The sequence below is a fragment of the Novosphingobium decolorationis genome (genome assembly GCF_018417475.1).
Classification (GTDB): domain Bacteria; phylum Pseudomonadota; class Alphaproteobacteria; order Sphingomonadales; family Sphingomonadaceae; genus Novosphingobium; species Novosphingobium decolorationis.
In genome coordinates this window covers 909,522-932,570 of the sequence record NZ_CP054856.1, presented here as the reverse complement: position 1 = coordinate 932,570, position 23,049 = coordinate 909,522, and the positions used below count along the sequence as shown (strand labels likewise).

At 66.8% G+C, this 23,049-nt stretch carries 18 protein-coding genes and 2 tRNA genes; 15 read left to right on the top strand and 5 right to left on the bottom strand.

Going from position 1 to position 23,049, the window contains the following annotated elements:
- Nucleotides 1-26: 26 nt before the first annotated feature.
- Genes HT578_RS04310 through HT578_RS04300 form a run of 3 tightly spaced genes read left to right on the top strand, consistent with a single transcriptional unit; the run spans nucleotide 27 to nucleotide 3,011 of the window.
- Entirely contained in the window at nucleotides 27-179 is a 153-nt protein-coding gene (locus HT578_RS04310) for a hypothetical protein (RefSeq protein ID WP_159108079.1), read from the top strand.
- Nucleotides 176-2,095 carry a hypothetical protein gene (locus tag HT578_RS04305; protein ID WP_213502304.1) on the top strand — a complete coding sequence of 640 codons (1,920 nt, stop codon included), beginning with the start codon at nucleotides 176-178 and terminating at the stop codon, nucleotides 2,093-2,095. Before HT578_RS04310 ends, HT578_RS04305 begins: the two co-directional genes overlap by 4 nt.
- Nucleotides 2,096-2,117: 22 nt before the next feature.
- A complete protein-coding gene (locus tag HT578_RS04300; RefSeq protein ID WP_213502303.1) occupies nucleotides 2,118-3,011 on the top strand; it encodes a tyrosine recombinase in 894 nt (297 codons plus the stop codon).
- 157 nt (nucleotides 3,012-3,168) lie between these two features.
- Here HT578_RS04300 and HT578_RS04295 read toward each other — a convergent pair whose 3' ends face one another.
- Together HT578_RS04295 and HT578_RS22125 are read right to left on the bottom strand one after the other, a co-directional pair.
- Nucleotides 3,169-3,339 carry a Flp family type IVb pilin gene (locus HT578_RS04295; RefSeq protein ID WP_084592196.1) on the bottom strand — a complete coding sequence of 57 codons (171 nt, stop codon included), beginning with the start codon at nucleotides 3,337-3,339 and terminating at the stop codon, nucleotides 3,169-3,171.
- A gap of 126 nt (nucleotides 3,340-3,465) precedes the next feature.
- Nucleotides 3,466-3,639 (bottom strand): Flp family type IVb pilin, encoded by a 174-nt coding sequence (locus tag HT578_RS22125; RefSeq protein ID WP_255352667.1) that lies wholly within the window; start codon nucleotides 3,637-3,639, stop codon nucleotides 3,466-3,468.
- A gap of 59 nt (nucleotides 3,640-3,698) precedes the next feature.
- Between HT578_RS22125 and HT578_RS04285 the strand changes: the two genes are divergently transcribed.
- The 3 genes from HT578_RS04285 (at nucleotide 3,699) to HT578_RS04275 (ending at nucleotide 4,466) form a co-directional block, all read left to right on the top strand.
- The gene (locus HT578_RS04285; RefSeq protein ID WP_338422164.1) at nucleotides 3,699-4,226 is read left to right on the top strand and encodes an NUDIX domain-containing protein; all 528 of its coding nucleotides are present in this window, start codon (nucleotides 3,699-3,701) and stop codon (nucleotides 4,224-4,226) included.
- 37 nt (nucleotides 4,227-4,263) lie between these two features.
- Nucleotides 4,264-4,340, top strand: a tRNA-Arg gene (locus tag HT578_RS04280).
- A 49-nt stretch (nucleotides 4,341-4,389) separates the two neighbouring features.
- A tRNA-Arg gene (locus HT578_RS04275) sits at nucleotides 4,390-4,466 on the top strand.
- Nucleotides 4,467-4,580: 114 nt separating this feature from the next.
- Here the strand turns inward: HT578_RS04275 and HT578_RS04270 are convergent.
- Both HT578_RS04270 and HT578_RS04265 read right to left on the bottom strand, forming a co-directional pair.
- The gene (locus tag HT578_RS04270) at nucleotides 4,581-5,885 is read right to left on the bottom strand and encodes a chloride channel protein (RefSeq protein ID WP_213502302.1); all 1,305 of its coding nucleotides are present in this window, start codon (nucleotides 5,883-5,885) and stop codon (nucleotides 4,581-4,583) included.
- A gap of 284 nt (nucleotides 5,886-6,169) precedes the next feature.
- Nucleotides 6,170-6,748: a hypothetical protein gene (locus HT578_RS04265; RefSeq protein WP_213502301.1), complete on the bottom strand. Its 579-nt coding sequence runs from the start codon at nucleotides 6,746-6,748 to the stop codon at nucleotides 6,170-6,172.
- Nucleotides 6,749-7,238: 490 nt separating this feature from the next.
- Between HT578_RS04265 and HT578_RS04260 the strand changes: the two genes are divergently transcribed.
- Nucleotides 7,239-8,801, top strand: a complete 1,563-nt coding sequence (locus HT578_RS04260; RefSeq protein ID WP_213502300.1) for a phospholipase D-like domain-containing protein — start codon at nucleotides 7,239-7,241, stop codon at nucleotides 8,799-8,801.
- Entirely contained in the window at nucleotides 8,798-9,406 is a 609-nt protein-coding gene (gene folE / locus HT578_RS04255; RefSeq protein ID WP_039395128.1) for a GTP cyclohydrolase I FolE, read from the top strand. Before HT578_RS04260 ends, folE begins: the two co-directional genes overlap by 4 nt.
- Nucleotides 9,407-9,493: 87 nt before the next feature.
- On the opposite strand, the gene HT578_RS04250 is transcribed toward folE, so the two are convergent.
- A complete protein-coding gene (locus HT578_RS04250; protein ID WP_213502299.1) occupies nucleotides 9,494-9,973 on the bottom strand; it encodes a peroxiredoxin in 480 nt (159 codons plus the stop codon).
- A 377-nt stretch (nucleotides 9,974-10,350) separates the two neighbouring features.
- Here HT578_RS04250 and ahcY point away from each other — a divergent pair, with 377 nt between their 5' ends.
- From ahcY to addA, 7 genes are all read left to right on the top strand, one after another.
- Entirely contained in the window at nucleotides 10,351-11,757 is a 1,407-nt protein-coding gene (gene ahcY / locus HT578_RS04245; RefSeq protein ID WP_039392789.1) for an adenosylhomocysteinase, read from the top strand.
- 152 nt (nucleotides 11,758-11,909) lie between these two features.
- Nucleotides 11,910-14,267, top strand: a complete 2,358-nt coding sequence (locus tag HT578_RS04240) for a sensor histidine kinase (protein ID WP_213502298.1) — start codon at nucleotides 11,910-11,912, stop codon at nucleotides 14,265-14,267.
- Nucleotides 14,264-14,728 (top strand): tRNA (adenosine(37)-N6)-threonylcarbamoyltransferase complex ATPase subunit type 1 TsaE, encoded by a 465-nt coding sequence (gene tsaE, locus HT578_RS04235; protein WP_213502297.1) that lies wholly within the window; start codon nucleotides 14,264-14,266, stop codon nucleotides 14,726-14,728. Before HT578_RS04240 ends, tsaE begins: the two co-directional genes overlap by 4 nt.
- The gene (locus HT578_RS04230; RefSeq protein ID WP_213502296.1) at nucleotides 14,725-15,723 is read left to right on the top strand and encodes an aminoglycoside phosphotransferase family protein; all 999 of its coding nucleotides are present in this window, start codon (nucleotides 14,725-14,727) and stop codon (nucleotides 15,721-15,723) included. Before tsaE ends, HT578_RS04230 begins: the two co-directional genes overlap by 4 nt.
- The gene (locus HT578_RS04225) at nucleotides 15,720-16,445 is read left to right on the top strand and encodes a nucleotidyltransferase family protein (protein ID WP_039392793.1); all 726 of its coding nucleotides are present in this window, start codon (nucleotides 15,720-15,722) and stop codon (nucleotides 16,443-16,445) included. The genes HT578_RS04230 and HT578_RS04225 overlap by 4 nt, the downstream gene beginning before the upstream one ends.
- A complete protein-coding gene (gene addB / locus HT578_RS04220; protein WP_239026475.1) occupies nucleotides 16,438-19,482 on the top strand; it encodes a double-strand break repair protein AddB in 3,045 nt (1,014 codons plus the stop codon). The genes HT578_RS04225 and addB overlap by 8 nt, the downstream gene beginning before the upstream one ends.
- Nucleotides 19,479-22,979: a double-strand break repair helicase AddA gene (gene addA, locus HT578_RS04215; RefSeq protein WP_213502295.1), complete on the top strand. Its 3,501-nt coding sequence runs from the start codon at nucleotides 19,479-19,481 to the stop codon at nucleotides 22,977-22,979. The genes addB and addA overlap by 4 nt, the downstream gene beginning before the upstream one ends.
- The last annotated feature ends 70 nt before the right edge of the window (nucleotides 22,980-23,049 follow it).

The window sequence follows — 23,049 nt, the reverse complement described above, 5'->3', positions numbered from 1 at the left end:
GCGCAAGCATCGGTGAAGGAAGGCGAGTGACGATTAGAATGCGTGGGCGTTTGGCTCTGGCTATGGGGCTTGTCGTTCTGGCCGCAGGTGCGGTTCTGGCCGTCGCCTGGATCGATGCCGGCGAGATGCCGATCGAGGATCAGGTCGTGCCGGTTGCCGTGCCGGAGCTGCAGCCGTGAGGGCGGTCTATCTCCTTGCGGGCGCCGCGCTCAGCCTGACGTCGGCCTGGGCGGTTGCGCAGGATTCGCCTGAGTCGCTCCTTCCCAAGATGTTCCAGGATCCCAAGCCGGCCGCCACGCCAAGCCCGACGCCTGCGCCGCGCACGAGCGCGCGTCCGGCAGCGCGGTCCGCGCCAGGAGCCGCGCCAAGCCCAGCGGCGGTCGCGACGCGCCCCGGTCCGGCGCCGTCGCCGCAGCCTGGCCAGGGAGCGGTCGTCCAGCCCTTGCCGCAGCAGGCCGCGGCTGGAGATGATGCGCCCCGGAGTGATGACGGGCTCACCTTGAAGCGCCTTCCTACGCTCGAAGAACTGGCCAAGATGTCCCCGGAAGATTTCGAGGGGCTGATCGGGCGCAAGGTCGAGTTCGACATGCCCCCGCAGGCGCGCCGTGCGATGACCCACGTGGGCCTGTTCGATGCCGACGAAGGCGGTCTGGCCGCGGATTCGCTTCAGGGCGGCGATCCGGCGCTGCTGCGCCTGGCGCTTTCGGGCAATCGCGGCGCGCTGGTTTCGCGCTGGGGGCACATCGCGCTGCGCCGCGCGCTGCTTTCGCGCCTCGATGCGCCCGAGGGCATGAGCGCGCAGGATTTCCTGGCGCTGCGCGTGGCCCTGCTGGTGCGCATGGGCGAATATGACGCCGCCCGCGCGTTGTTGCAGGACATCGATATTGCGAATTACACGCCCGAGATCGGCGCGCAGGTGCTCGACGTCTATCTCGGCACGGCGGACATGACCGGCCTGTGCCCGATCATGGCAACGCAGGGCTCGATGCGCAGCGATGCCGAGTGGAACGTGGCGGGCGCCATCTGCGATGCGTTTCGCGGCAACAGCAACGCCGCGCTCTCCCGGCTCGATCGCGACATGACCCGCAAGGAAATGCCGCGCATCGACCTTCTGCTGGCCCAGCGCTATGCGGGCGCGGCGGGCAAGGCGCGCCGTGCGGTCACGATCGAGTGGGACAATGTCGCGGACCTCACCCCCTGGCGCTATGCGCTGGCGCGCGGGGTCGGCATCGCGCCGCCCGAATCGCTCATGGCCCCCACCGAGGGACGCTACGATGCGGCGACGGCCCTGGCGCCGATGCTGGGCCTGGAGCGCCGTGCGAAGGCCTCGGTGCGGGCAGGGGCCTCGGGTATCCTTTCGAACGCGGCGCTGGTCGATCTCTACGCGCAGCTTTACGCCGATCCCGATACGGGCAGCGCCTGGCAGGCCCGCGCGGAAAGCCTGCGCGATGCCTATGCGCTCCCCTCGTCGGCGGCGCGTATCGCGGCGATGCGTACGTTGTGGAGCGAACTGGACGACGATGGCAGCGCCTATTGCGGGCGGGTCCTGACCGCCGCGGCTGCCGCGCGCATCGCGCCGAGCGAGGATGTCGCCGCCGAAGCCCCGGCCCTGCTGGGCTCGATGCTGGCGGCCGGCTTCGATGCCAATGCGGCGCGCTGGGCGCCCGTTGTCGAAGGTGGCAGCGAGGGCTGGGCACTGATCGTGCTCTCGGCGCCCGGGGCTAACCAGAGCGCGTCGTCGGGAAGCCTCGACAGCTTCATCGACGAGGACGCGAGTGCTGGCAAACGCAAGGCCGGGTTCCTCGTGGCCGGGCTGGCCGGGCTGAACCGCATCGATCGCAGCCGTGCGATGGGCTATTCGAACGATCTGTCCCTGGCTCTCGATGGCGAGACGCGCTGGACGCGGGCCATCGATGCGGCAGCTGCGCGCGGTGATGGGGCGAGTGTGGTGATCCTGGCAGGCTTTGGCATGCAGGGGGCCAACTGGCGCCAGATGACCCCGCGCTATCTCTACCACATTGTGTCGGCCCTGCGCGAAGTCGGGCTTGAGGCCGAGGCGCGCATGATCGCGGCCGAGGCGGTCGCGCGCACCTGATCGCGACCGGCGTGGGGGCGTGATGGCACCGCGGGAGGATCCGCTCGAGGCGTTCCTCACGATGATGGCCGCCGAGCGCGGTGCGGCCGCCAACACGCTTGCGGCGTATCGCAGGGACCTGGAGGGCGCGCGCTCGGCGCTGGGGGACCTGGCCGGAGCGGACGCAGAGGGGCTGGCCTCGCTGGCTGAGCATTGGGCCTCGCTCTCGGCCTCCAGCCTTGCGCGCAAGTGTTCGACCCTGCGTCAGTTCTACGGGTTTCTCGTCGATGAGGGGCTGCGCGAAGACGATCCTTCGCCCGCCTTGCCGCGCCCACGCACGCGCCGTCCCTTGCCGCGGCTGCTCTCGCGCGAGGATGTGATGCGCTTTCTCGCGCAGGCGGAGGACGAGGCGCACAGTGGCGAGAGCGGACCCGTTCGCCTGCTGGCCTTGCTGGAGCTGCTCTATGGCTCCGGGCTTCGCGCAAGTGAGCTGGTGGCGCTGCCTTTGGCCGGAGTGCCCCGCGATACGCCGTTCCTGCATGTTCAGGGCAAGGGTGGGCAACAGCGCATGGTGCCCGTCAGCACACGTGCGCGCGCGGCTCTCTCGCGCTGGCTCGCGGTGCGCGGGGAGGCGGCGGGGTCGCGTTTCCTGTTTCCTTCACGCGGAAGTTCCGGGCATCTGACCCGGATTCGCCTCTTTCAACTGTTGCGGGACCTGGCTGTTCGCGCCGATCTCGATCCGGCGAGGGTTTCACCGCATGTCCTGCGTCATGCCTTTGCGACGCATCTTCTGGAGGGCGGGGCAGATCTGCGCGTGCTCCAGACGCTGCTGGGCCACGCCGATATCGCCACGACCCAGATCTACACCCATGTCGACAGCGCACGGCTCGTCGCGCTGGTCAACGAGAGGCATCCCCTGGCTCGGCGACAAGCTTGAAAGGCGCAGATGATCGGGGCTGCGGACGGCTCCTTGTAAAGTCTGCCGACACATGTGTGCAGCCGATACACAAAAACGGGCGGCAGGATGTCCTGCCGCCCGCTTCTGTTCCCAGTTACGCCAATAATGGCGAACTGGAAGGCCGGAGCCTTCGGAATTAGTTCGCGTTGGCGAGCGTGTCCGAAGTGGTGTTGAAGGTGTTGCTCAGGTTGGTGCCGAGGCTGGTCATCGCGGTGATCGCGGCAACGGCGATGAGGGCAGCGATCAGACCGTATTCGATCGCGGTGGCACCTTCTTCGTTGCGACGCAGCTTGGTGAGGAACTTCATGAATTGTCTCCTGATGTAAAGCAGTCTTGTGTACCCGGTCCGGCGCGGCCTCACTTTGTCTCAGGCTTGCCGAACGTGTTGATTGGTAGGTTGGAATAGTTGAAAAATGTTTAAGTCTGCAGAGACCTAGCCCGATGATGAGATGGCTTCGGAGGTCTTGTCGTTGACGTTGCCCCACATGCCGATGGTCTCGTCGGCGACGCTCTGCATGGCCACCACGATGACAAGGGTAATGAGGCCCATGATCAACCCGTATTCGATTGCACTCGCGCCCTGGGCGTCGCGAAGCAGGGATTGCATTCTGGTCAGGGGGAGCATCGCGGCCTCAGACCTCGTGATGATTGGAATGACGTCGAAATTTGCGGATTGAGCTTAAGGATTCATTAAATGAAGGCGGGAAAGTGGAAAAAAATCTGACACCGCTCGTGGTGGTCGCCGTGGCGCTGGTCGATGCGCAGGGGCAGGTCCTCATGCAGCAACGCCCTGAGGGAACGATGCACGCGGGCCTCTGGGAGTTTCCGGGCGGTAAGGTGGATCCCGGTGAGAGCGCCGAGGAAGCCGCTGTGCGCGAGATGCACGAGGAGCTGGCCGTAAGGCTTGATCCGGCATCTCTTGTGTCTGTGGGGTTCTCCAGCGGCCTTCTGGGCGCAGAGAACGCGGGAGGGGCTGCAAGTGCGGCATCCGGGCGCAGGGCGCTTGTCCTGCTTCTTTATGCTGCACGCGCCTGGGAGGGGGCTCCGGTCTCGCAGGAGGGCGGCCAGGCGCAATGGTATGCGGCTCAAAGCCTTGGTGAATTGGCCATGCCGCCGCTTGATTACCCGCTGGCCGATGCCCTTAAGATTTGGCTGAAACACGATTTTTCAGAAAAATATGCAGATAGGTGTTGACCGACTCCGATTCCTTTTCTAGAGGCGCCTCTCCAACGCGCCCGTAGCTCAGCTGGATAGAGCATCAGACTACGAATCTGAGGGTCGGACGTTCGAATCGTTCCGGGCGCGCCATTTTCTCCGAATGGCTTGTTGGAGTACATGGAGAAACAAAAGTGCATGCGCGCCCGTAGCTCAGCTGGATAGAGCATCAGACTACGAATCTGAGGGTCGGACGTTCGAATCGTTCCGGGCGCGCCATTCACTTCCCAGCGTTGATCGCATCAAAAAAGCCGCATCCCTCGGGAGTGCGGCTTTTTTGTTGTCTGCGCGCGTGAAGAACCTCCCGGGCCCGGGAGGGGCGAGGGCGGGCGCTCAGGCCTGCCGCTCGCGGTTGTCCTCTCCCTGGCGCAGGAAGCCCTGCGAGAGCCCGTGGTAGAGCTTGGTCTGGCACACCAGCTTGCTGGCCGCATCGGCGATGATGGCGGTCAGGAAGAGGGGCAGGATCATGCCCCGGTTGGCGGTGGTCTCCATGAGGATGATGACGGCCGTCAGCGGGGCGCGCACGACGCCCACGAAGTAGCCGGTCATGCCCAGGAGGACGACCGCAGGCATGGCGTCGTCGGGGAACGCGAACGTGAGCAGTTCACCGAAACCCGCGCCCACGGAGAGGGAAGGGGCGAAGATGCCGCCCGGGGCTCCGGAGACCGCCGTTGCGGCAGTCGCCAGGAACTTGGCGGGGCCAAACCAGCCCGAGGGCGTGGATTCGCCCTCGATCATCAGCTTGGTCGTTTCGTAGCCCGTTCCCCAGGTCGCGCCGCCGGTGGCCACGCCCACGATGGCGACAACAAGGCCGCAGGCAAAGGCCGAGACCACCGGGCGCTTGCGGATGGCCTGGAAGACCGGGTGCCCGCTGCGCGCGAAGGAGAGCATGATGCGGGCAAAGAGGCCACCGGCAATGCCGCCCAGGATTCCGGCGACCGGCGTGATGAGGAGCACCGAGGTCAGTTCCAGCGTCTCATGCATGACGCCGAAGTAGACATAGTCGCCTGCGATGCCGAGCGAGACGAGACCGGCGATGACCACCGCGCCCATGACGAGGACGGCGACGCGCTGCTCGAACGCGGAGGCAAGCTCCTCGATGGCGAAGGCGACACCGGCCAGCGGCGTGTTGAATGCCGCCGCGACACCGGCCGCGCCGCCTGCGATGAGCACGCCTGCGGTCATCGGCACGCGCATCACCTTGTGGCAGGCGACCATGATGGCCGCCGCGATCTGGACGGTGGGTCCTTCACGCCCGACCGAGCCGCCCACGAGCAGAACGCCGACGGTCAGCAGCAGCTTCACGACCGCGGTGGGGATCGTGAGGAGGCGGGTGTAGGCAAGGTCGAGGTTCTTGGTCGCGGCCATGACCTGCGGAATGCCCGATCCGCGCGCCGCCGGGCTCACCCGGTTGGTGAACCACACGATCGCGGCAAAGCCGCAAGGCGTGAGCGCAAGGGTCAGGTAGATATTGTCGGACTGGAAGCGGGTGAACAGTTCCTGTGCCTTGTCACCCATCCAGGCAAAGGCAATGGCGATGAGCCCCAGGATGATCGCGCCGATGGCGGTGGCAATGCGGCGGCGGGCAAGGTCGAGCGATGAGTCGAAGCTATGAAGAGCCTGTAGAATGCGTCTCATGCGCGCAGGGAAGGTCAACGCGGGTCCAATCGTGATTATAAGGGGCTTGCAGGTCTCGTGCAGGTTGTTGCCGGGACAATTCCTGCGCCCTCTTGCTCCAAACCTACGATGAATCGCAAGGTATTTCCCCGGATTTCCGCGCGCAGGTGTCGGTGTTGCAAACTATGCAACGTGCCGGTGGGGCACTTTTCGGAACGGACCCACCAAAAAGGGCCGGGATGGTCTGTCCATCCCGGCCCCCCGTTCATCCGTGAGCCTCCAGCCCGGGGCTGGAGCCGCGAACCTTATTCGGCTGCGGGGCTTTCTTCGGCGGGCGCGGCCGGAGCCGAACCACCGATGGCCTGCGCGAAGTCGGCCGCGGTCATGCCGATGGCGAGCGAGCCGTCGGGCATGAGGCCGATGTTGGCCTTCTTGAACAGCGCGGTCGCGCCATCGCCGTTGGCGAGTTCCATGGTCACGTCCTCACCCTCGAGCTTGGCGATGGTGCCGAGCACCTGGCCGTCGCTGCTCTTGATCGGGGCATCGACGACCATGGCGGCTTCCTTGGCCTGGCCGGATTCGGCCTTGGCACCCATGACGGCGGATTCGAGCTGCGCCTTGGTCATGCCGATCGTCAGGCCCTTTTCGCGCATGGCGAAGGCCTTGGTGGGAAGGCCGGCACGGGCCACGCCCGTGTTCACGGTAACCACGTCACCCGCAACGGCTTCAACGGCGCCGACTTCGTTCCCCTCGGGATCGAAGACCTTGGCGCCCACCGTCGGGGCGACCGTCTCGGCTGCGGGAGCCGCAGCGTCCTGCGCCACGGCGGCGGCGGGAGCCAGGCCCGCAGCGAGGATCGCGGCGGCGATGAGCGAATTCTTCATGGTGTACTCCTTGTTTGCTCCACGAGGCCAGTTGGGCTCGACTTCACGGAGGGTTGCCCCGGGATAACGCAGGGCCGTGCATTTGGGTCCGGCTCAAGTTGTCCGGACAACGAACGCCGTCCGAATTACGAACCGCGCGAGGCCGCGCCGGGCAACAACGTGCTGCACTGCGAATGGGCGACCAAAGGTGGTGCATATGTTGCACACCGCTAATGGATGACCGCTGAACGGCTCCAGATCAACCGCTAAAATGACACTTTTTCACGGCTCGCTGTTCCAGGTCCTGGCTCTCTGCAGGCCATGACCTTGAAACCGCGCGTGGCGCAGGGGGCGTCTCCAATGTGCGCGCAGGTGGTATCCGCACTGCAGTATGCTGCGGTGCACAATTATCGTAAGGGAAGGGCCCGGATCCCCTTTGCAGGGGGGAACATTCCGGTATGTCGGCACTTTAGGGATCAGCATTCGGGCGCAGCAGGATATGGACATCGCAATGGACGAGGAGGATCACACGGGCCTTGGAACGGACCTGGAGGAGGTCTCCGGCCCCTCGGTGTGGCGCTACGCCATGGCGCGCAAGGCACACGTTGTCATCGATGCGGACGATTATTTCAAGCTCGTGCGCGAGGCCATGGAGGCGGCGCGCCAGCGGGTCTTCCTGATCGGTTGGGACTTCGATTCGCGGATCCTGCTCTCCGATGGGCGCCGGTGGTGGCAAAAGGGGCGCAAGCACCGTTTTCCGGCGCGTCTGGGCTCTTTCATCCTGTGGTTGGTGGACCACAACCCGGACCTGGAAGTGCGCATCCTCAAGTGGAATTTCGCGCTCTTCAAGTCGCTGTTCCGGGGGACCATGCTGGTCGATCTGCTGCGCTGGGCGCGGCGTGACCAGATCGACTTCAAGTTCGATGCCGCGCATCCGCTGGGTTGCAGCCACCATCAGAAGATCGTCGTCCTCGACGATGTCTTTGCGGTGTGTGGCGGCATCGACATGACGACGGACCGCTGGGACACGAGCGAGCACCTGCCCCACGACACCCGCCGTCGCCGTCCGACCGGGCGCCTTTACGCGCCCTGGCATGACATCACGATGATGATGGAAGGCGAGATTGCCGGCGCGCTTGGCGAATTGGGGCGCGACCGCTGGGACGTGGCGGGCGGCAAGCCGCTCGAACCCTGCAAGGCGCAGGAGGAAAGTCCCTGGCCGGAAAGCCTGCACGGTGAATTTCGCGACGTCGAACTGGGCATCGCGCGTACGCGCGCGAAATATGGCGACTGCCCGCAGGTCAGCGAGATCGAGGCTCTGTTCGTGGAGCAGATCCGCTCCGCCCGGCACTTCATCTATGCCGAGACGCAGTACTTCGCCTCGCGCGTTATCGCCGAGGCCATCTGCGAGCGTCTCATGGAAGACGATCCGCCTGAGATCATCATCGTCAATCCCTTCACCGCCGATGGCTGGCTGGAGCAGGTGGCGATGGATACGGCACGAACGCGGCTTCTTGAGATCGTGCGCGAGGCCGATCACGCCGGACGCTTCCAGCTCTACTATCCGGTCGCGAGCGACGGGACGCCGATCTACGTCCATGCCAAGCTGACGATCATCGATGACCGTATCCTGCGCATCGGTTCGGCCAACATGAACAACCGTTCGATGGGGCTCGACAGCGAGTGCGATGTTTTCCTCGACCTGGATCGGCCCGCCAACGCGGGACGGCCCGAACTGGCGCAAACCATCTGCAAGGTGCGCCAACGCCTGATCGCCGAGCACTGCGCGCTCGACATGGACGAGGCGGCGCGCCGCCTGAAGGAAACCGGCTCGATGCGCGCGACGATCGATGGCCTGAACGAGGCGCGCGGAAATCAGGGGCGCCGACTGGTTCCTCTGCCCCTGAAAGAGCTCTCCGATGCCGAGAAGAAGCTGGGAGACAGTGCGCTCCTTGACCCGGAACGTCCTGACGAAATGTTCGAGCCGATCGAACGTCGCGGGTTGTTTCGCCGGAAAGGGGCTCTAATGCGGGTGCGCCTGAAAGAAAGATGGAAAAGGAGAAGGCGCAGATGAGCTGTCTGGACGAGCCGGACATGGACAATCCGCTCGGCAAGCCCGATGTGCCGGAGCACGTCCAGGAGGCCATTCGCACCCTGATCGGCTGGGCGGGCGATGACCCGACCCGCGAGGGGCTGCTCGACACGCCCAAGCGCGTGGCGCGCGCCTGGCTGGAATATTGCCAGGGTTACCAGGAAGATCCTTCGATCCACCTGTCCCGTGTCTTCGAGGAAGTGGGCGGCTACGATGAGGTCGTCCTGCTCAAGGACATTCCGTTCCAGTCGCACTGCGAACACCACATGGCGCCGATCCAGGGCAAGGCGGCCATCGCCTACCTGCCGCGCGACCACGTGGTTGGCATCTCGAAGCTCGCGCGCGTGCTGCATGGATATGCGCGCCGCCTGCAGATCCAGGAGCGTCTGACTGCGGAAGTCGCGCAGTGCATCTGGAATCACCTCAAGCCCCACGGCGTGGCCGTGGTGATCGAGGCCCAGCACGGCTGCATGACCGGTCGCGGCGTGCGCACGCCGGGCGTGGGCATGATCACCAGCCGCATGATGGGCACGTTCCTGGAAGATGAGCGCAGCCGCAAGGAAGTGCTTAGCCTGATGGGCTACTGATCCTTCACCAGACGCCATCAACGAACGAAAAAGGGGCGGCGCACCATAGGTACGCCGCCCCTTTTTCGTTTCGGACAGGATCCGTGCTCAGAGCTTGCCGAGCATGTATTCCGCCGCGCTTACCTCGAAGGTGCCCGGGGCCTCGACGTTGAGCTGCTCGACCACGCCGTCGTTCACGACCATCGAGAAGCGCTGGCCGCGCGTGCCCATGCCGAAGCCCGAGCCGTCCATGGTCAGGTCCAGCGCCTTGACGAGGTCGCCGTTGCCGTCGGCCAGCATCGTGACGTCGGACGAACCGGCGGCCTTGCCCCAGGCGCCCATCACGAAGGCGTCGTTGACGGCGGTGCAGGCGATCTCGTCGATGCCCTTGGCCTTGAGCTCGGCCGCCTTGTCGACGAAGCCGGGAAGGTGCTTGGCCGAACAGGTCGGGGTGAAGGCGCCCGGGACCGAGAAGAGCGCGACCTTCTTGCCCGCGAAGTAGTCGGCGCTCTGGACCGGCTCGGGGCCGCTCTCGCCCGCCTTCATCAGCTTCACGTCGGGAAGTTTGTCACCTACGGCGATGGTCATGCGTTCATCCTTCTTGGCATGGGTGTGCGGTTTCGCGTCCCCGATATAGGCCGGGCAGGGCGCCCTGCAATGCCCATGCGGTTCTGAAATCGGGAAACTCCGGGCCCGTGCGGATGGCGCTCGAAAGCGAGCGTGCATTTTTCCGGGATAGCGCTGAGCCGCTCGCGAGGTCCGGAATGATGCGTCTTTGCAAGGTGGCCCTGCGCGGTGGTCCCGCGCGGTCATGGTGGCGCTGAGTGGTGGTGCATTCAGGGTGGATATAAAGATGTCTTTATATTCGGTTTGCGTTTTGGCCGGGGGTCCTTTAATCCCTCACCAACCGCCGGCGCTTTCGGGCGTCGACATCATTCACACGATCATTCCCCAGGAGTTCCCTCGTGGCCACAGCTGATACCGCCGTTCACGACTACGCCATCGCCGACATGTCGCTCGCCGATTACGGCCGCGCCGAAATCGCGATCGCCGAGACCGAAATGCCGGGCCTGATGGCCCTGCGCGAGGAATATGGTGCACAGCAGCCGCTCAAGGGTGCGCGCATCACCGGCTCGCTGCACATGACGATCCAGACCGCCGTTCTCATCGAGACGCTGGTCGCGCTGGGTGCCGAAGTGCGCTGGGCGACCTGCAACATCTTCTCAACCCAGGACCACGCCGCGGCCGCGATCGCCGCGCAGGGCATCCCCGTCTACGCCATCAAGGGCGAGAGCCTGTCCGACTACTGGGACTACGTCGGCAAGATCTTCGACTGGGGCGATGACACCGCCAACATGATCCTCGACGATGGCGGCGATGCCACCATGTTCGCGCTGTGGGGCGCACGCGTCGAAGCGGGTGAAGACCTGTTCGAGCCGAGCAACGCCGAGGAAATCGAATTCGTCCGCTCGCTCAAGAAGTTCCTCAAGGAAAAGCCGGGCTACCTGACCAAGTCGGTCCAGGCCATCAAGGGCGTTTCGGAAGAGACCACCACCGGCGTGCACCGCCTCTACCACATCGCCAAGCAGGGCAAGCTCCCGTTCCCGGCGATCAACGTGAACGACTCGGTTACCAAGTCGAAGTTCGACAACCTCTACGGTTGCCGTGAATCGCTGGTCGACGCGATCCGCCGCGCCACCGACGTCATGCTCTCGGGCAAGGTCGCCTGCGTTGCCGGCTTCGGCGATGTCGGCAAGGGCTCGGCCCAGTCGCTGCGCAACGGCGGCGCCCGCGTTCTCGTCACCGAAGTCGATCCCATCTGCGCGCTCCAGGCCGCGATGGAAGGCTTCGAGGTCGTCACCATGGAAGAGGCCGTGACCCGCGCCGAGATCTTCGTGACCGCGACCGGCAACGAAGGTGTCATCACCGGCGAGCACATGAAGGGCATGAAGGACAAGGCCATTGTCTGCAACATCGGCCACTTCGACAGCGAGATCCAGATTTCCGCGCTCGACAACTACGAGTGGAAGGAAATCAAGCCCGGCACCGACCTCGTCACGCTGCCCGACGGCAAGCAGCTGCTGATCCTCGCACAGGGCCGCCTGGTGAACCTGGGCTGCGCCACCGGTCACCCCAGCTTCGTGATGTCGGCCAGCTTCACCAACCAGACGCTGGCGCAGATCGAACTCTTCACCAAGTCGGAAAACTACAAGAACGACGTCTACGTTCTTCCCAAGGTCCTCGACGAGAAGGTCGCCGCGCTTCACCTCAAGAAGCTGGGCGTCAAGCTGACCGAGCTTTCGCAGCGCCAGGCCGACTACATCGGCGTGCCGGTGGAAGGCCCGTTCAAGCCCGACCACTACCGCTACTGATTTCGGACGGGCAGCCAGTCTGCCCAACCGTTTTGCAGGATGAAGGGGCTGCGCGAAGGCGCGGCCCCTTTTTCGTTATCCGGCACAGTTTTGAGGTGGCCGGGCGGAGAGGGCATTGTCTTTGCGCGCCGTGCGCACCATAGCCAAGGGTGATGGAGACTGATCGTTTTCTGCCCCTCGTGATCGGCATTCTGCTCGCGGCCTGGACGCTGGCGGCGGCCTGGGCGATCCTCGTTGCGCGGCGCCGCCAGAAGCGTGCCGAAATGCAGCTTCGCTCGGCCCGCCGGCTTGCCCGGATGATCGAGGAGAGCCCCGCGCTGCCCTTGCTGGTCCGCTCGGACGGCCGGATCGAAGCCTCGCCCCGGCTGGCGCAGTGGCTCGGGCTCGATTCCGTGCCGCAGTACCTGACCGAACTCGACACCGGCGAGCGGGGGCTGCCCGCCGACAAGCTGACCGAACTGGCCGAAGCGGTGCGCCGCACCCAGAAGACGGCCTCGCCCTTTCGTCTGGCCGCGACGCCGCGCAATTCCTCGCGCAGCCTGGCCTTGCGTGGGCACCTGGCCGATCCGCAGGTTTCGCCCGGCGGCGCGGCGCTGGTCTGGGTCTTCGACTTTTCCGAAAGCGAGAGCGAACTCAGCCGCTTGCGCGAAGAGGCGGCCCGTGCGCGCGGTGATTTCAGTGCGCTCGTCTCGCTGATCGAGGCTGCGCCGATGCCCATGTGGTTCCGTCGTCCCGATGGCGCGCTGCAACTCGTCAACCGCGCCTATGTCGACGCCGTGGGCGGCCAGAGCGCGGAACAGGTCGTCAACGCAGGGATCGAACTGATCGAGACGGTCGAAGGCTTTACGCCGGGCGATGTCGCGCTGCAGGCGGCCGAGCGCAACGTGCCGGTCGAGCGCGTGGTCTCCACCACCATCGACGGCGAGCGCCGGGCGCTGCGCGTCTCCGACCTCCCACTCGGCGGCGAGGGCGTGGCGGGCTATGCGGTTGATATCGAGGATATGGAAGAGCTCTCGCGCTCGTTCCGGGCGTTCCGCGATGCGCAGCGTGCGCTGCTTGATCAGCTTTCGGCCGGTGTCGCCCAGTTCGACCGCCAGCGCCGCTTGTCCTTTGCTAACCAGCCTTTCCAGCGGGTGTTCAACCTGCCTGCCAGCGCCGAGCACGATCCACCGGCGTTCGAGCGTCTGCTCGATGCCGCGCGCGATGCCGGGCGTGTGCCCGAAGTGCGCGACTTTCCGGCCTGGCGCCGCGAGAAGACGGCCTGGTTCCTCTCCGACGCCACCCGTGAGGAAGCCTGGACCCTGCCTGATGGCACCTACATGCGCATTGTCGCGCAGCCGCTCCCCGATGGAGGGCTGCTCCTCATCGCCGAGGATCGTACCGAGCAGCTGCGCCTCTCGGCCATGCGGGACACGCTGCTGCGCACGCGCACGGCCATCGTCGACAGCCTGTTCGAATCCATCGCCGTGTTTGCGCCCGATGGCCGCATGCAGATCTGGAACCGGCGCTTTGCCAACGACTGGGGGTTGGAGAGCGATTTCCTCGACACCCACCCGCACGTCGAGACCTTGCTCAAGAAGATCGCGCCGCGCCTTCGCCGCGGTGCCGAAGCGGAGAAGGTGGGCAACGTGGTGCGCGCCTCCACGCTTGATCGGACGCAGAAGGGCGGGCGTATCGCGCTTTCCGACGGGCGTATCCTCGAATTCGCGGGCGTTCCGCTGCCGGACGGAAACGGGCTTCTGGCCGTCCTCGACATCACCGATTCGCAAAAGGCCGAGGATGCCCTGCGCGAGAGCAACGCCGCGCTCGTCGAGGCCGACGCGATCAAGACGCGCTTCCTGGCGAGCATGAGCTATGAGTTGCGCACCCCGCTCACCACCATCGGCGGCTTTGCCGAGATGCTGGACGCGGGCATCGGCGGAGACCTCAACGACAGCGGCAAGGAATACCTCGCGGCGATCCTGGCTTCCGTCACGCAGTTGGGCGAACATATCGAGAGCCTGCTCGACCTCTCGCAGAGCGAGGCGGGCATGTTGCCGCTGCGCAAGGAGCCGCTCGATCTCATGCCGTTCCTGCGTCAGGTGGCCGAGGAGAGGGTGGGGCGGCTCGACGCCATGGAGCTCACGCTCGACCTGCGCGCAGATGGCCTGCTGCGCCCGATCGAGGCGGACCGCAAGCGCCTTGCCCGGGCTGTCGGCGCGCTGCTCGATAACGCCATCGGCGCTTCGCCCAAGGGTGGGCGCATCCTTTTGCAGGCCACACGCAAGAGAAATGCGGCAGGTGCCGACGTCGTGCGTATCCAGGTCGAGGACAAGGGCGCAGGCATGGACGGGCGCACGCTCGCCCGCGCGCTCGATGGGATGAAGGTAAGCGCGGACGGCAAGAGCGTGGAGCGCCGGCAGGGCCTCGGCCTGCCGCTCGCCCGCCAGCTGATCGAGGCGCACGGCGGAACGCTTACTCTGCAATCCGAACCTGGCCAGGGCACCCAGGCCCTCGTGGAGCTGCCATGACAACGACACTCGAACTTCCCGACCTTGCCGCCATGGAACGGCTGGGCAGGACGATTGCCGAGGCGCTACGTCCCGGCGACGTCGTCGCGCTCGAAGGCGGACTTGGCGCGGGCAAGACCACCCTTGCGCGCGCCATTGTCGCGGGCCTCGGCCACGAAGGCGAGGTTCCCTCACCCAGCTTCGCGATCATCGAGGTCTACGAGCCGGGGCCGGACGGCACGGGTGTACGCCTGCCGCTGGTCCACGCCGACTTCTACCGCCTCGAACATCCTGACGAGGCTTACGAGATCGGTCTGGAAGAATACCGCGAGGGCGCGGCGCTCATCGCCGAGTGGCCCGATCACGCCGGTGGCTTTGAACATGAGCCGGCTTGCCTCACGCTTGCGCTCGAAGTTGCGGATGCCGGGCGCATCGCCATTGCCCGGGGTGGGGCGGATTGGCTAGGGCGGATGCCGAAATGACAGACGCTGGTGTGACAGGCCCTGAAGGGCTCGATTCGTTTGTGGCCAAGGCTGGCTGGGGGGACGCGCGCGTGGAGCCGCTGCCCGGCGATGCCTCGTTCCGCCGCTATTTCCGCCTGCGCCGGGGTGAGGACGCCTCGGCCATGCTGATGCACGCGCCGCCGCCCAACGAGGATCCGGTGCCCTTCCTGCGCGCCGCGCGCTGGCTTGATGACAATGGCCTGCGTCCCCCGCGCATCCTGGCCGAGGACGCCACACAGGGTTTCGTGCTGCTGGAGGACTTCGGCGATGCACGCGTGCGCGATTACCTCGATGAGTGGCCGGGCGACGAAATGGCGATCTACACCGGCGCGGTCGACGCGCTGGTCCAGCTCCATGACCTCCCGGGCGGCCCGTTCAACGACTACACGCTGAGCGAATACCTGCGCGAGGCGAAGCTCTTTACCGAATGGTACGTGCCCGCGCAAAAGCTCTACGTCGATGTCGAAGGCTACGCCAAGGCCTGGGAGACGGTACTGGCCGATCTCCTGCCGCGTCAGCGTCCGGGCGTCGCGGTGCTGCGCGATTACCACGCCGAGAACATCATGCTCCTGGGCTCGCTGGAAAAGCAGGGCCTGCTGGACTTCCAGGACGCGCTGGTCGGGCACCGGGCCTACGACCTCGTCTCGCTCTTGCAGGACGCGCGCCGCGACGTCTCGCCCGAAGTCGAGCAGGCGATGATCGCGCATTACGTGCGCGCGACGGGCTGTGATCCGGAGGTGCTCCTGGCCGACTACGCGCGCCTTGGCGCCCAGCGGAATGCCAAGATCGTGGGCATTTTCGTGCGCCTGTGGAAGCGCGATGGGAAGCCGCGCTACCTCGACATGATCCCGCGCGTATGGGCGCATCTCGAACGCGATCTCGCGCACCCCGCGCTCGCCCCCGTGGCGGAGTGGTTCGCCGCCAACATCCCGGCCGAATTGCGCCAGGCCAAGGGCGGGAGCTTCGCGCTGTGAGCCGCGCCCCCCTTGCCAGCGATACCGCGATGATCCTGGCCGCAGGCCTGGGCAAGCGGATGCGTCCGCTCACCGCGACCCAGCCCAAGCCGCTCGTGCGCGTGGCACACAAGGCGCTGATCGACCACGCGCTCGACAAGCTCGAGGCGGCGGGTATCGCGCAGGCCGTGGTCAACGTGCACTATATGGCCGATGCCCTGGAAGGGCATCTGGAGGTGCGCAAGGCAGGCCCGAAGACGGTCATTTCCGATGAACGCGCGCAGCTTCTGGAAACGGGCGGGGGCATGGTCCATGCGGCCGACACGCTGCCCGATCCCTTCTTCTGCCTCAACAGCGACAACATCTGGCTCGATGGCCCCGAGAACGTCTTTGCCGACCTTTCGAACGGCTGGGACCCGGAGCGGATGGACGCGCTGCTCCTGATGGTGCCGCACGCCCGCGCGCGCAATTACCGGGGCGAGGGCGACTTCCACCTCGACGCCGAGGGCCGCGTTTCGCGCCGCAAGCCGGGCCGTGTCGCGCCCTTCATCTACACCGGCATCCAGATCGTTTCGAAGCGCCTCCTGCGCGAGGCGCCTGAAGGCCCGTTCTCGACCAATATCCTGTGGAGCCGCGCCATCGAGGAAGGCCGCCTGTTCGGCATTTCGCATCAGGGCGAGTGGTTCGAGGTGGGCGAGCCCGGCGCGATCAAGCCGACCGAAGAGTATCTCCTTGGTGCCTGATCTGTTTGCGGCGGGGGACGAGCCTTCGCCCAGTGTCTTTTCGATTGCCGCCCACCGCGGGTTTGCCGATGCGCTCGTGGCAGGTCTCGTGCCGCGCTACGCCGATGCGGATCTGGGCCTTGCGCGCCTGACCCTGCTGCTCCCCAGCCGACGCACCGTACGTACGGTGACCGAGGCTTTCGTGCGCTATGCGGGCGAGCAGGGCATGGGCGCCGAGACCGCCGATGGTGCGCGCGCGCCCACGGGCATGCTGCTGCCGCGCATGGCGGTGGTGGGCGATCTTGATCTTGACGAGGCGCTTGGGCCCTTGCTCGATCCCCTGGGCGCGGCGGACATTCCGCCCGCCTGCGATCCCACGCGCCGCTGGCTGCGTCTTGCCCATTACCTGCGCCATGTCGAAGGCGATGCGGCGGGCAAGGGGCCTGCGCTTTTGCGCCGTGCGTTCGAACTTGGCAGCACCATGGATCGGCTTCTGGTCGAAGGCATTGCGCCGATCGACCTTCTCTCCGACGAGGTCGTGGCCATCGTTGGTGACCTCTCGAAGCACTGGGAGGACAACACCCGCAGCTTCCTCAAGGTCCAGCAGTTCTGGATCGCGGAACTGGCAGGGCGCGGCGAGATCGACGCGCCCGAGCGGCGCAACCGTCTCTTCGCCCACGCCGCCGAGAGCTGGGCGGCGAACCCGCCCGAATTCCCCATCGTCGCGGCCGGTGTCACCAGCGCCTCGCCTGCACTTGCCCGCCTCCTGCGGGTGGTGAGCGAACTGCGCGATGGCGCGGTGATCCTGCCCGATCTTGACCTCGGCCTCGATGCGGAGGTCTGGGAGGAACTGGGCAGCGCCGGCAAGCCCGCCGAGCCCGAGGACCCGCCGTTTGGGCGCCACGATGCGGTCACGCACCCCCAGTATCACCTGAAGCTCCTGCTCAACCGCATGGGCCTGTCGCGCACGGACGTGCGACCCTGGCACCGTTCGGGGATGGCGGCCTCGCCGCCCGAGCGCAAGGCGGCGATTTCCAACCTCTTCCTGCCGCCGCGGGCCTCGGCAGCCTGGGTGAGCCTGCCCGCCGACAAGCGCCGTCTTTCCGACGTGCGGCTGATGGAGAGCGTCCATCCCGGCGAGGAAGCGCAGGCCATCGCGCTCCTTATCCGCGTGGCGCTGGAAACCCCAGAGCGCCGCGTCGCGCTGGTGACACCCGACCGCGGCCTTGCCGCGCGCGTTGTCTCGCATCTTCAGCGCTGGGGGATCACGGCCGATGACACCGCAGGCCAGCCCCTGCCGCAGACGGCGGCGGGCCGTCTCTTCCTGCTGCTGGCCGAAGTTCTGGCCGAACAGGGCGCTCCGGTTCCGCTCATCGCACTCCTCACGCATCCGTTTGCGGGGAGCGGGGAGGGCCGTGCGCGCTGGCTCGAATCCGCGCGCCGTCTCGATTTGGCGCTGCGCGGGCCGCGTCCGGCCGCCGGGCTCGCCCCTCTGGCTGCGCTCGCCAAGGAAAACCGGCTCGGCACATGGTGGGAGAAGGTCGAGGCCTGCCTTGCGCCCCTGTTCGAACTCTACGCCGCCGAACCGCTTGAAAAGGCGCTGGGTGTCCTCACCGAAGCGGCCGAGGCGCTGTGCGGTGAGAACCTGTGGACCGGCGCGGATGGCCGCGCGCTCAGCGCCTTCATCGAGGAACTGCGCGCCGGAGCTTCGGCAGCGGGCACGCTTGTCGATGCGCGCGATATCCACGCGGTGCTGCGCGACGCGATGGACCGTACCTCGGTGCGACCGCCCTGGGGCGGGCATCCGCGCGTGTCGATCTACGGTCTTCTCGAAGCGCGTATGAGCCGCGCCGATCTCGTCATCTGCGGGGGCCTCACCGAGGGTGTCTGGCCTGCCAGTCCGTCGCAGGATTCGCTCCTGCCGCCAGCTGTCTTGCGCGCTCTGGGCGTGCCGGGCGCGGATTTCCGCATCGGTCTTGCCGCGCACGACCTTGCCGCTGCACTGGGCGCACCCGAGGTGGTGCTGAGCTGGGCGCAGCGCGATGAGGGCGGTCCCGTCATCCCCTCGCGCTTCGTCCTGCGCGTGAAGGCGATGCTGGGCGATCAGGTCGGGCGTCATCTGGAGCGTGAGATCCCGCGCCTCGCCCGCCTTATCGACGACGCGCCGCGCGCCGCGCCCCATCCGCGCCCGCAGCCCATGCCCAGCGCCGAGCAGCGTCGGGTCGCCGTCTCGGTCACGGGGCTCGACCGCCTGCGCGGCGATCCCTACCAGTTCTACGCCAGCGCGGTCCTCAAGCTGCGCAGCCTCGACAGCCTCGATGCCGAGCCGAGCGCGGCCTGGCGCGGCGAGATCGCGCACCTCATCATGCAGAAGTGGCACGAGGCGGGCGAACCAAAGGAGGGCCTCCACGCCATTGCGCAAAAGGTGCTCGACGATGAGAGCGCCCACCCGCTGATGCGCGCCTTGTGGTGGCCGCGCCTGTCGGCCGCGCTGGAGACGTTCGAGGGCCTTGTCCTTGCGGGCAAGGAAGAAGGCCGCGAGGTTCTGGGCGTGGAGAAGTGGGGCCGCATGGACTACCGCGACGTCACGATCCTGGGTCGCACCGACCGGCTCGACCGCAAGGCCGATGGCACCATTGCGGTGGTCGATTACAAGACCGGCCAGCCGCCCTCGGGCACGCGCGTCGAAGAGGGCTTTGCGCTCCAGCTTGGCGTCACCGGTCTCATCGTAGAGGCGGGAGGCTTCGAAGGCGTCGCCGGAGAGGTTACGGGCTTTGAATACTGGTCGATGGCCAAGGCCAAGGACGGCTCGATCGGCTACATGAACGAGCCGGTGCGCGAGGGCCGCAAGAAGTCGGGGCTCGTGCGCGAAGAGTTCCTCGACCGCACGCGCGAGTACCTCGACGATGCGCTCAGCCGCTGGATTCTGGGCAACGAGCCCTTCACCGCGCGCCTCAACCCCGACCTCGATCTCTATTCCGATTACGACCAGCTGATGCGCCTCGACGAATGGATCACGGGGCTGGGCAAGCCCGCCCGGAAGGAGGACACCCCATGAGCGGTCCGGCCAAGGTCTACCCGCTGCACGGCAACCAGATGCCCGCGGTGAACCCGCTCGACACCGTCTGGCTTTCGGCCTCGGCGGGGACGGGCAAGACGCAGGTGCTCTCCTCGCGCGTGCTGCGCCTGCTGCTCCAGCCGGGGATCTCCCCCTCGCAGATCCTGTGCCTGACCTTCACCAAGGCGGGCGCAACCGAGATGGCCGCGCGCATCAACGGCACGCTCGCCGAATGGGTCCGCATGGAGGATGTCGAGCTTTTCCCGCGCCTCGAAGCCATCGGCGCGCCGACCGATGGCGCGACGATGGCGCGCGCGCGCACGCTCTTTGCCGCCGTGCTCGATTGCCCGGGCGGCGGGCTTCGTATCGACACCATCCACGCCTTCTCGCAGTGGTTGCTTGCGACCTTCCCGCTGGAAGCGGACCTCATTCCGGGCAGCCGCCCGATGGAGGACCGCGAACGTACGTTGCTCGCCAAGCAGGTTCTCGCCGATCTCCTGGTCGAAGCCGAGGAGGACCCGCTCGGCGATCCGCAGCTGCTCGATGCGATCTCGGCGCTGTCGCTGCGCCATGGTCCCGATGCCGTGGTCGGCTTCCTGCTGCGCTGCGCAGGCGCGCGCGAGGTCTGGTTTGGGCCCGGAAGCTGGCAGGCGGGCGACATGCGCGCACATGTCCTGCGCCTCCTCGACCTTCCCCCGCAGGCCGACGCCGACATGCTGGCCGAGCTGTGCTCGGACGCGCGTTTCGACGTGGCTTCGCTGCGTCGCTGCATGGAGGTGAACCACGAGTGGAACACCAAGACCGGCCTTGAGGCGGTCGACCGCATCAGCGAGTGGCTGCTGGGCAACCCGACCCAGCGCGCGGCCTCCATCGACGAGATGGCCAAGGCCTTCCTCACCCAGAAGGGCGAGCCCAAGGCCAGCAAGTCGCAGGACAAGATCGAGCCTTCCTATCCCGACTATGCCGCGCGCGTGGTGGCGGGGATCGAGGGCGTGCGCACCTTGCGCGCGATGCTCGACCTTGTCGATCATCTGGTCCCGTCGCTGCGTCTGGGCCGCGCCTTTGCGATTGCCTGGGACGAGGCGAAGAGCCGCGAGGGCCTGATCGACTTCGACGATCAGATCCGCCGCGCCGCCTCGCTTCTGAAGGACAAGGCCCAGGCCGACTGGATCCGCTACAAGCTCGACCGCCAGTTCGATCACATCCTTGTCGATGAGGCGCAGGATACGAACGAGCAGCAGTGGGACATCATTTTCGCGATGGCCGAGGAGTTCTGGGCGGGCGCGGGCCAGCACGAGGACCGGCTGCGCACGCTCTTCGTCGTGGGCGACTACAAGCAGGCGATCTTCCGCTTCCAGGGCACCAGCCCCGAAAACTTCCGCAAGGCCGCGGGGCGCGTGCGCAACCTGATGCGCGCCGCCGCGCGCAATGCCGCGCAGCTGCGCGCCGAATACGAACCGCGCGAGATGCAGGAACTGGGCCTCGAACGCAGTTTCCGGACAGCGCAGCCCGTCCTCGATTTCGTCGATCAGGCGATTGCCGGGATCGGCCATGAACGCTTCGGCCTCGACCGGGCTGCGCAGCGCCACCAGGGCGAGGAGCGCCCGGGCTACGTCGCGCTGTGGCGTCCGGTCGGTTTCGACACGGGCGAAGAGGAAGAGGCACCGGAGGATCCGGGCGAGGGGGACGAAGGCGAGGAGACCTGGCTCTCCGGCCCCAACCGCCAGATGGCCGACCGCATCGCGCAGCAGGTGCGCGAGTGGCTCGACCCGCATGGCGATGGCTTCACGCTTTCCAAGGGCAAGGTCCGCCGTGCGACGGCCGGCGACATCATGGTGCTGGTGCGCCAGCGCAAGGAGCTGGCTGGGCTCATTGTCGCACGCCTTCATGCCGCGGGCGTGGACGTGGCCGGTGTCGACCGTCTGCGTCTGGGCGCGCCGCTGGCGGTCAAGGATCTGGTCGCGGCGCTGCGCTTTGCAGCCCAGCCGCTCGACGACCTGAACCTGGCGAGCCTGCTCGTATCTCCGCTCGTCGGCTGGAGCCAGGAACAGCTGCTTGCCCATGGTTACCGCGACAAGCACGTGCGCTTGTGGGACCACCTGCGCGCCTCTTCGGACGCCGAGGTCGGACGCACGTTGCTCCAGCTGGGCGAACTGCTTGCGCTGGCCGATTACGAACCGCCCCATGCGCTCTTGCAGTGGCTGCTCGTTGGCCCTTGGAGGGCGCGGCGCAAGCTGATCGCGCGGCTGGGCAGCGAGGCGGGCGATCCCATCGATGAGCTGGTCAACGCCGCGCGCGCCTATGCCGTCACCGATACGCCCAGCCTTGCGGGTTTCCTCGCCTGGTTCGAGGCAGGCGATGGCGAGCTGAAGCGCGAGGCGGACAACGCAGGCGGGCAGGTGCGCGTGATGACCGTGCATGGCTCCAAGGGCCTGCAGGCGCCCATCGTGATTCTGGCCGACGCCACCGGCAATCCCGAAAGCGCACGCGAAAGCGGGGTTTCGTTGCCCGATCCGCGCGACAAGAACCGGCGGATCCCGTTCCCCCCGCTCTCCAAGGCGGAGAAGGTGGGCCCGGTCGCCGAAGAAATCGCGCAGGCGCGCGAGGCGGACGAGCAGGAGCACTGGCGCCTCCTCTACGTCGCCATGACCCGCGCCGAGGAAGCGCTCTTCGTGGGCGGCGCGCTGGGCCCGCGCGACAAGGGCCAGCCTGCCTCCAAGAGCTGGTACGCGCAGCTGCGCACGCTGTTCGAAGAGCAGGAGGAAGAGGTCGACGCGATCTGGGGCGGGGCCTTCACGCAAGGTTCGTTGGGTCCCTTCGTGCCTATGCGCGCGGCACCGGCCGAGCTTCCCCTGCGTGCGCCTCTGCCCGAGTGGACCGGGCGTGTTCCAGCCGCCGAACCGCGCCCGCCGCGCCCGCTCGCGCCCTCGGCGCTGGGCGAGGAGGATGCGCCCGATCCGCCGTTTCCGCCGGGCGCCGGGCAGCAGGCCGCGCGGCGCGGCACGGTGCTCCACGCACTTCTGGAGCGCCTGCCCGCGCTCGCGCCTGAACTGCGTGAGGCCGAGGCCGAACGCTGGCTCAAGCGCAACGCGAAAGACCTGCCGACAGAGATGCGCAGTGCGATCCTGGCCGATGCGCTTGACGTGGTGGCCAATCCTGCGTGGGCCGAGATCTTCGGGCCGGACAGCCTTGCCGAAGTGCCGGTGGCCGCCATCGTCGGCGGACAGGTGGTGGCGGGCACGATTGACCGGCTTGTGATCGGGCCCGACCGGGTGCGGCTGGTCGACTACAAGACCTCGCGCCGTCCGCCCGCTTCGCTGGGCGAGGTTCCGCGCGGGGTTCTGCGCCAGATGGCGGCCTATGCCGCCGCACTCGAACAGACCTTCCCGGGGCGCGATGTGGAGGTAGGGATCCTCTACACGTCCAGCCCGCAGCTTATCGAGGTGCCCGCCGATGTGCTCGAGGCGCACAAGCCCGCCTTGGCGGCAACGCAGTAAAGCTTTCGATCCCAGCCGTTGCCAGCGGCGGTTTCATCCCTAGATTGACGATCAAACACCGTTTCGAGGA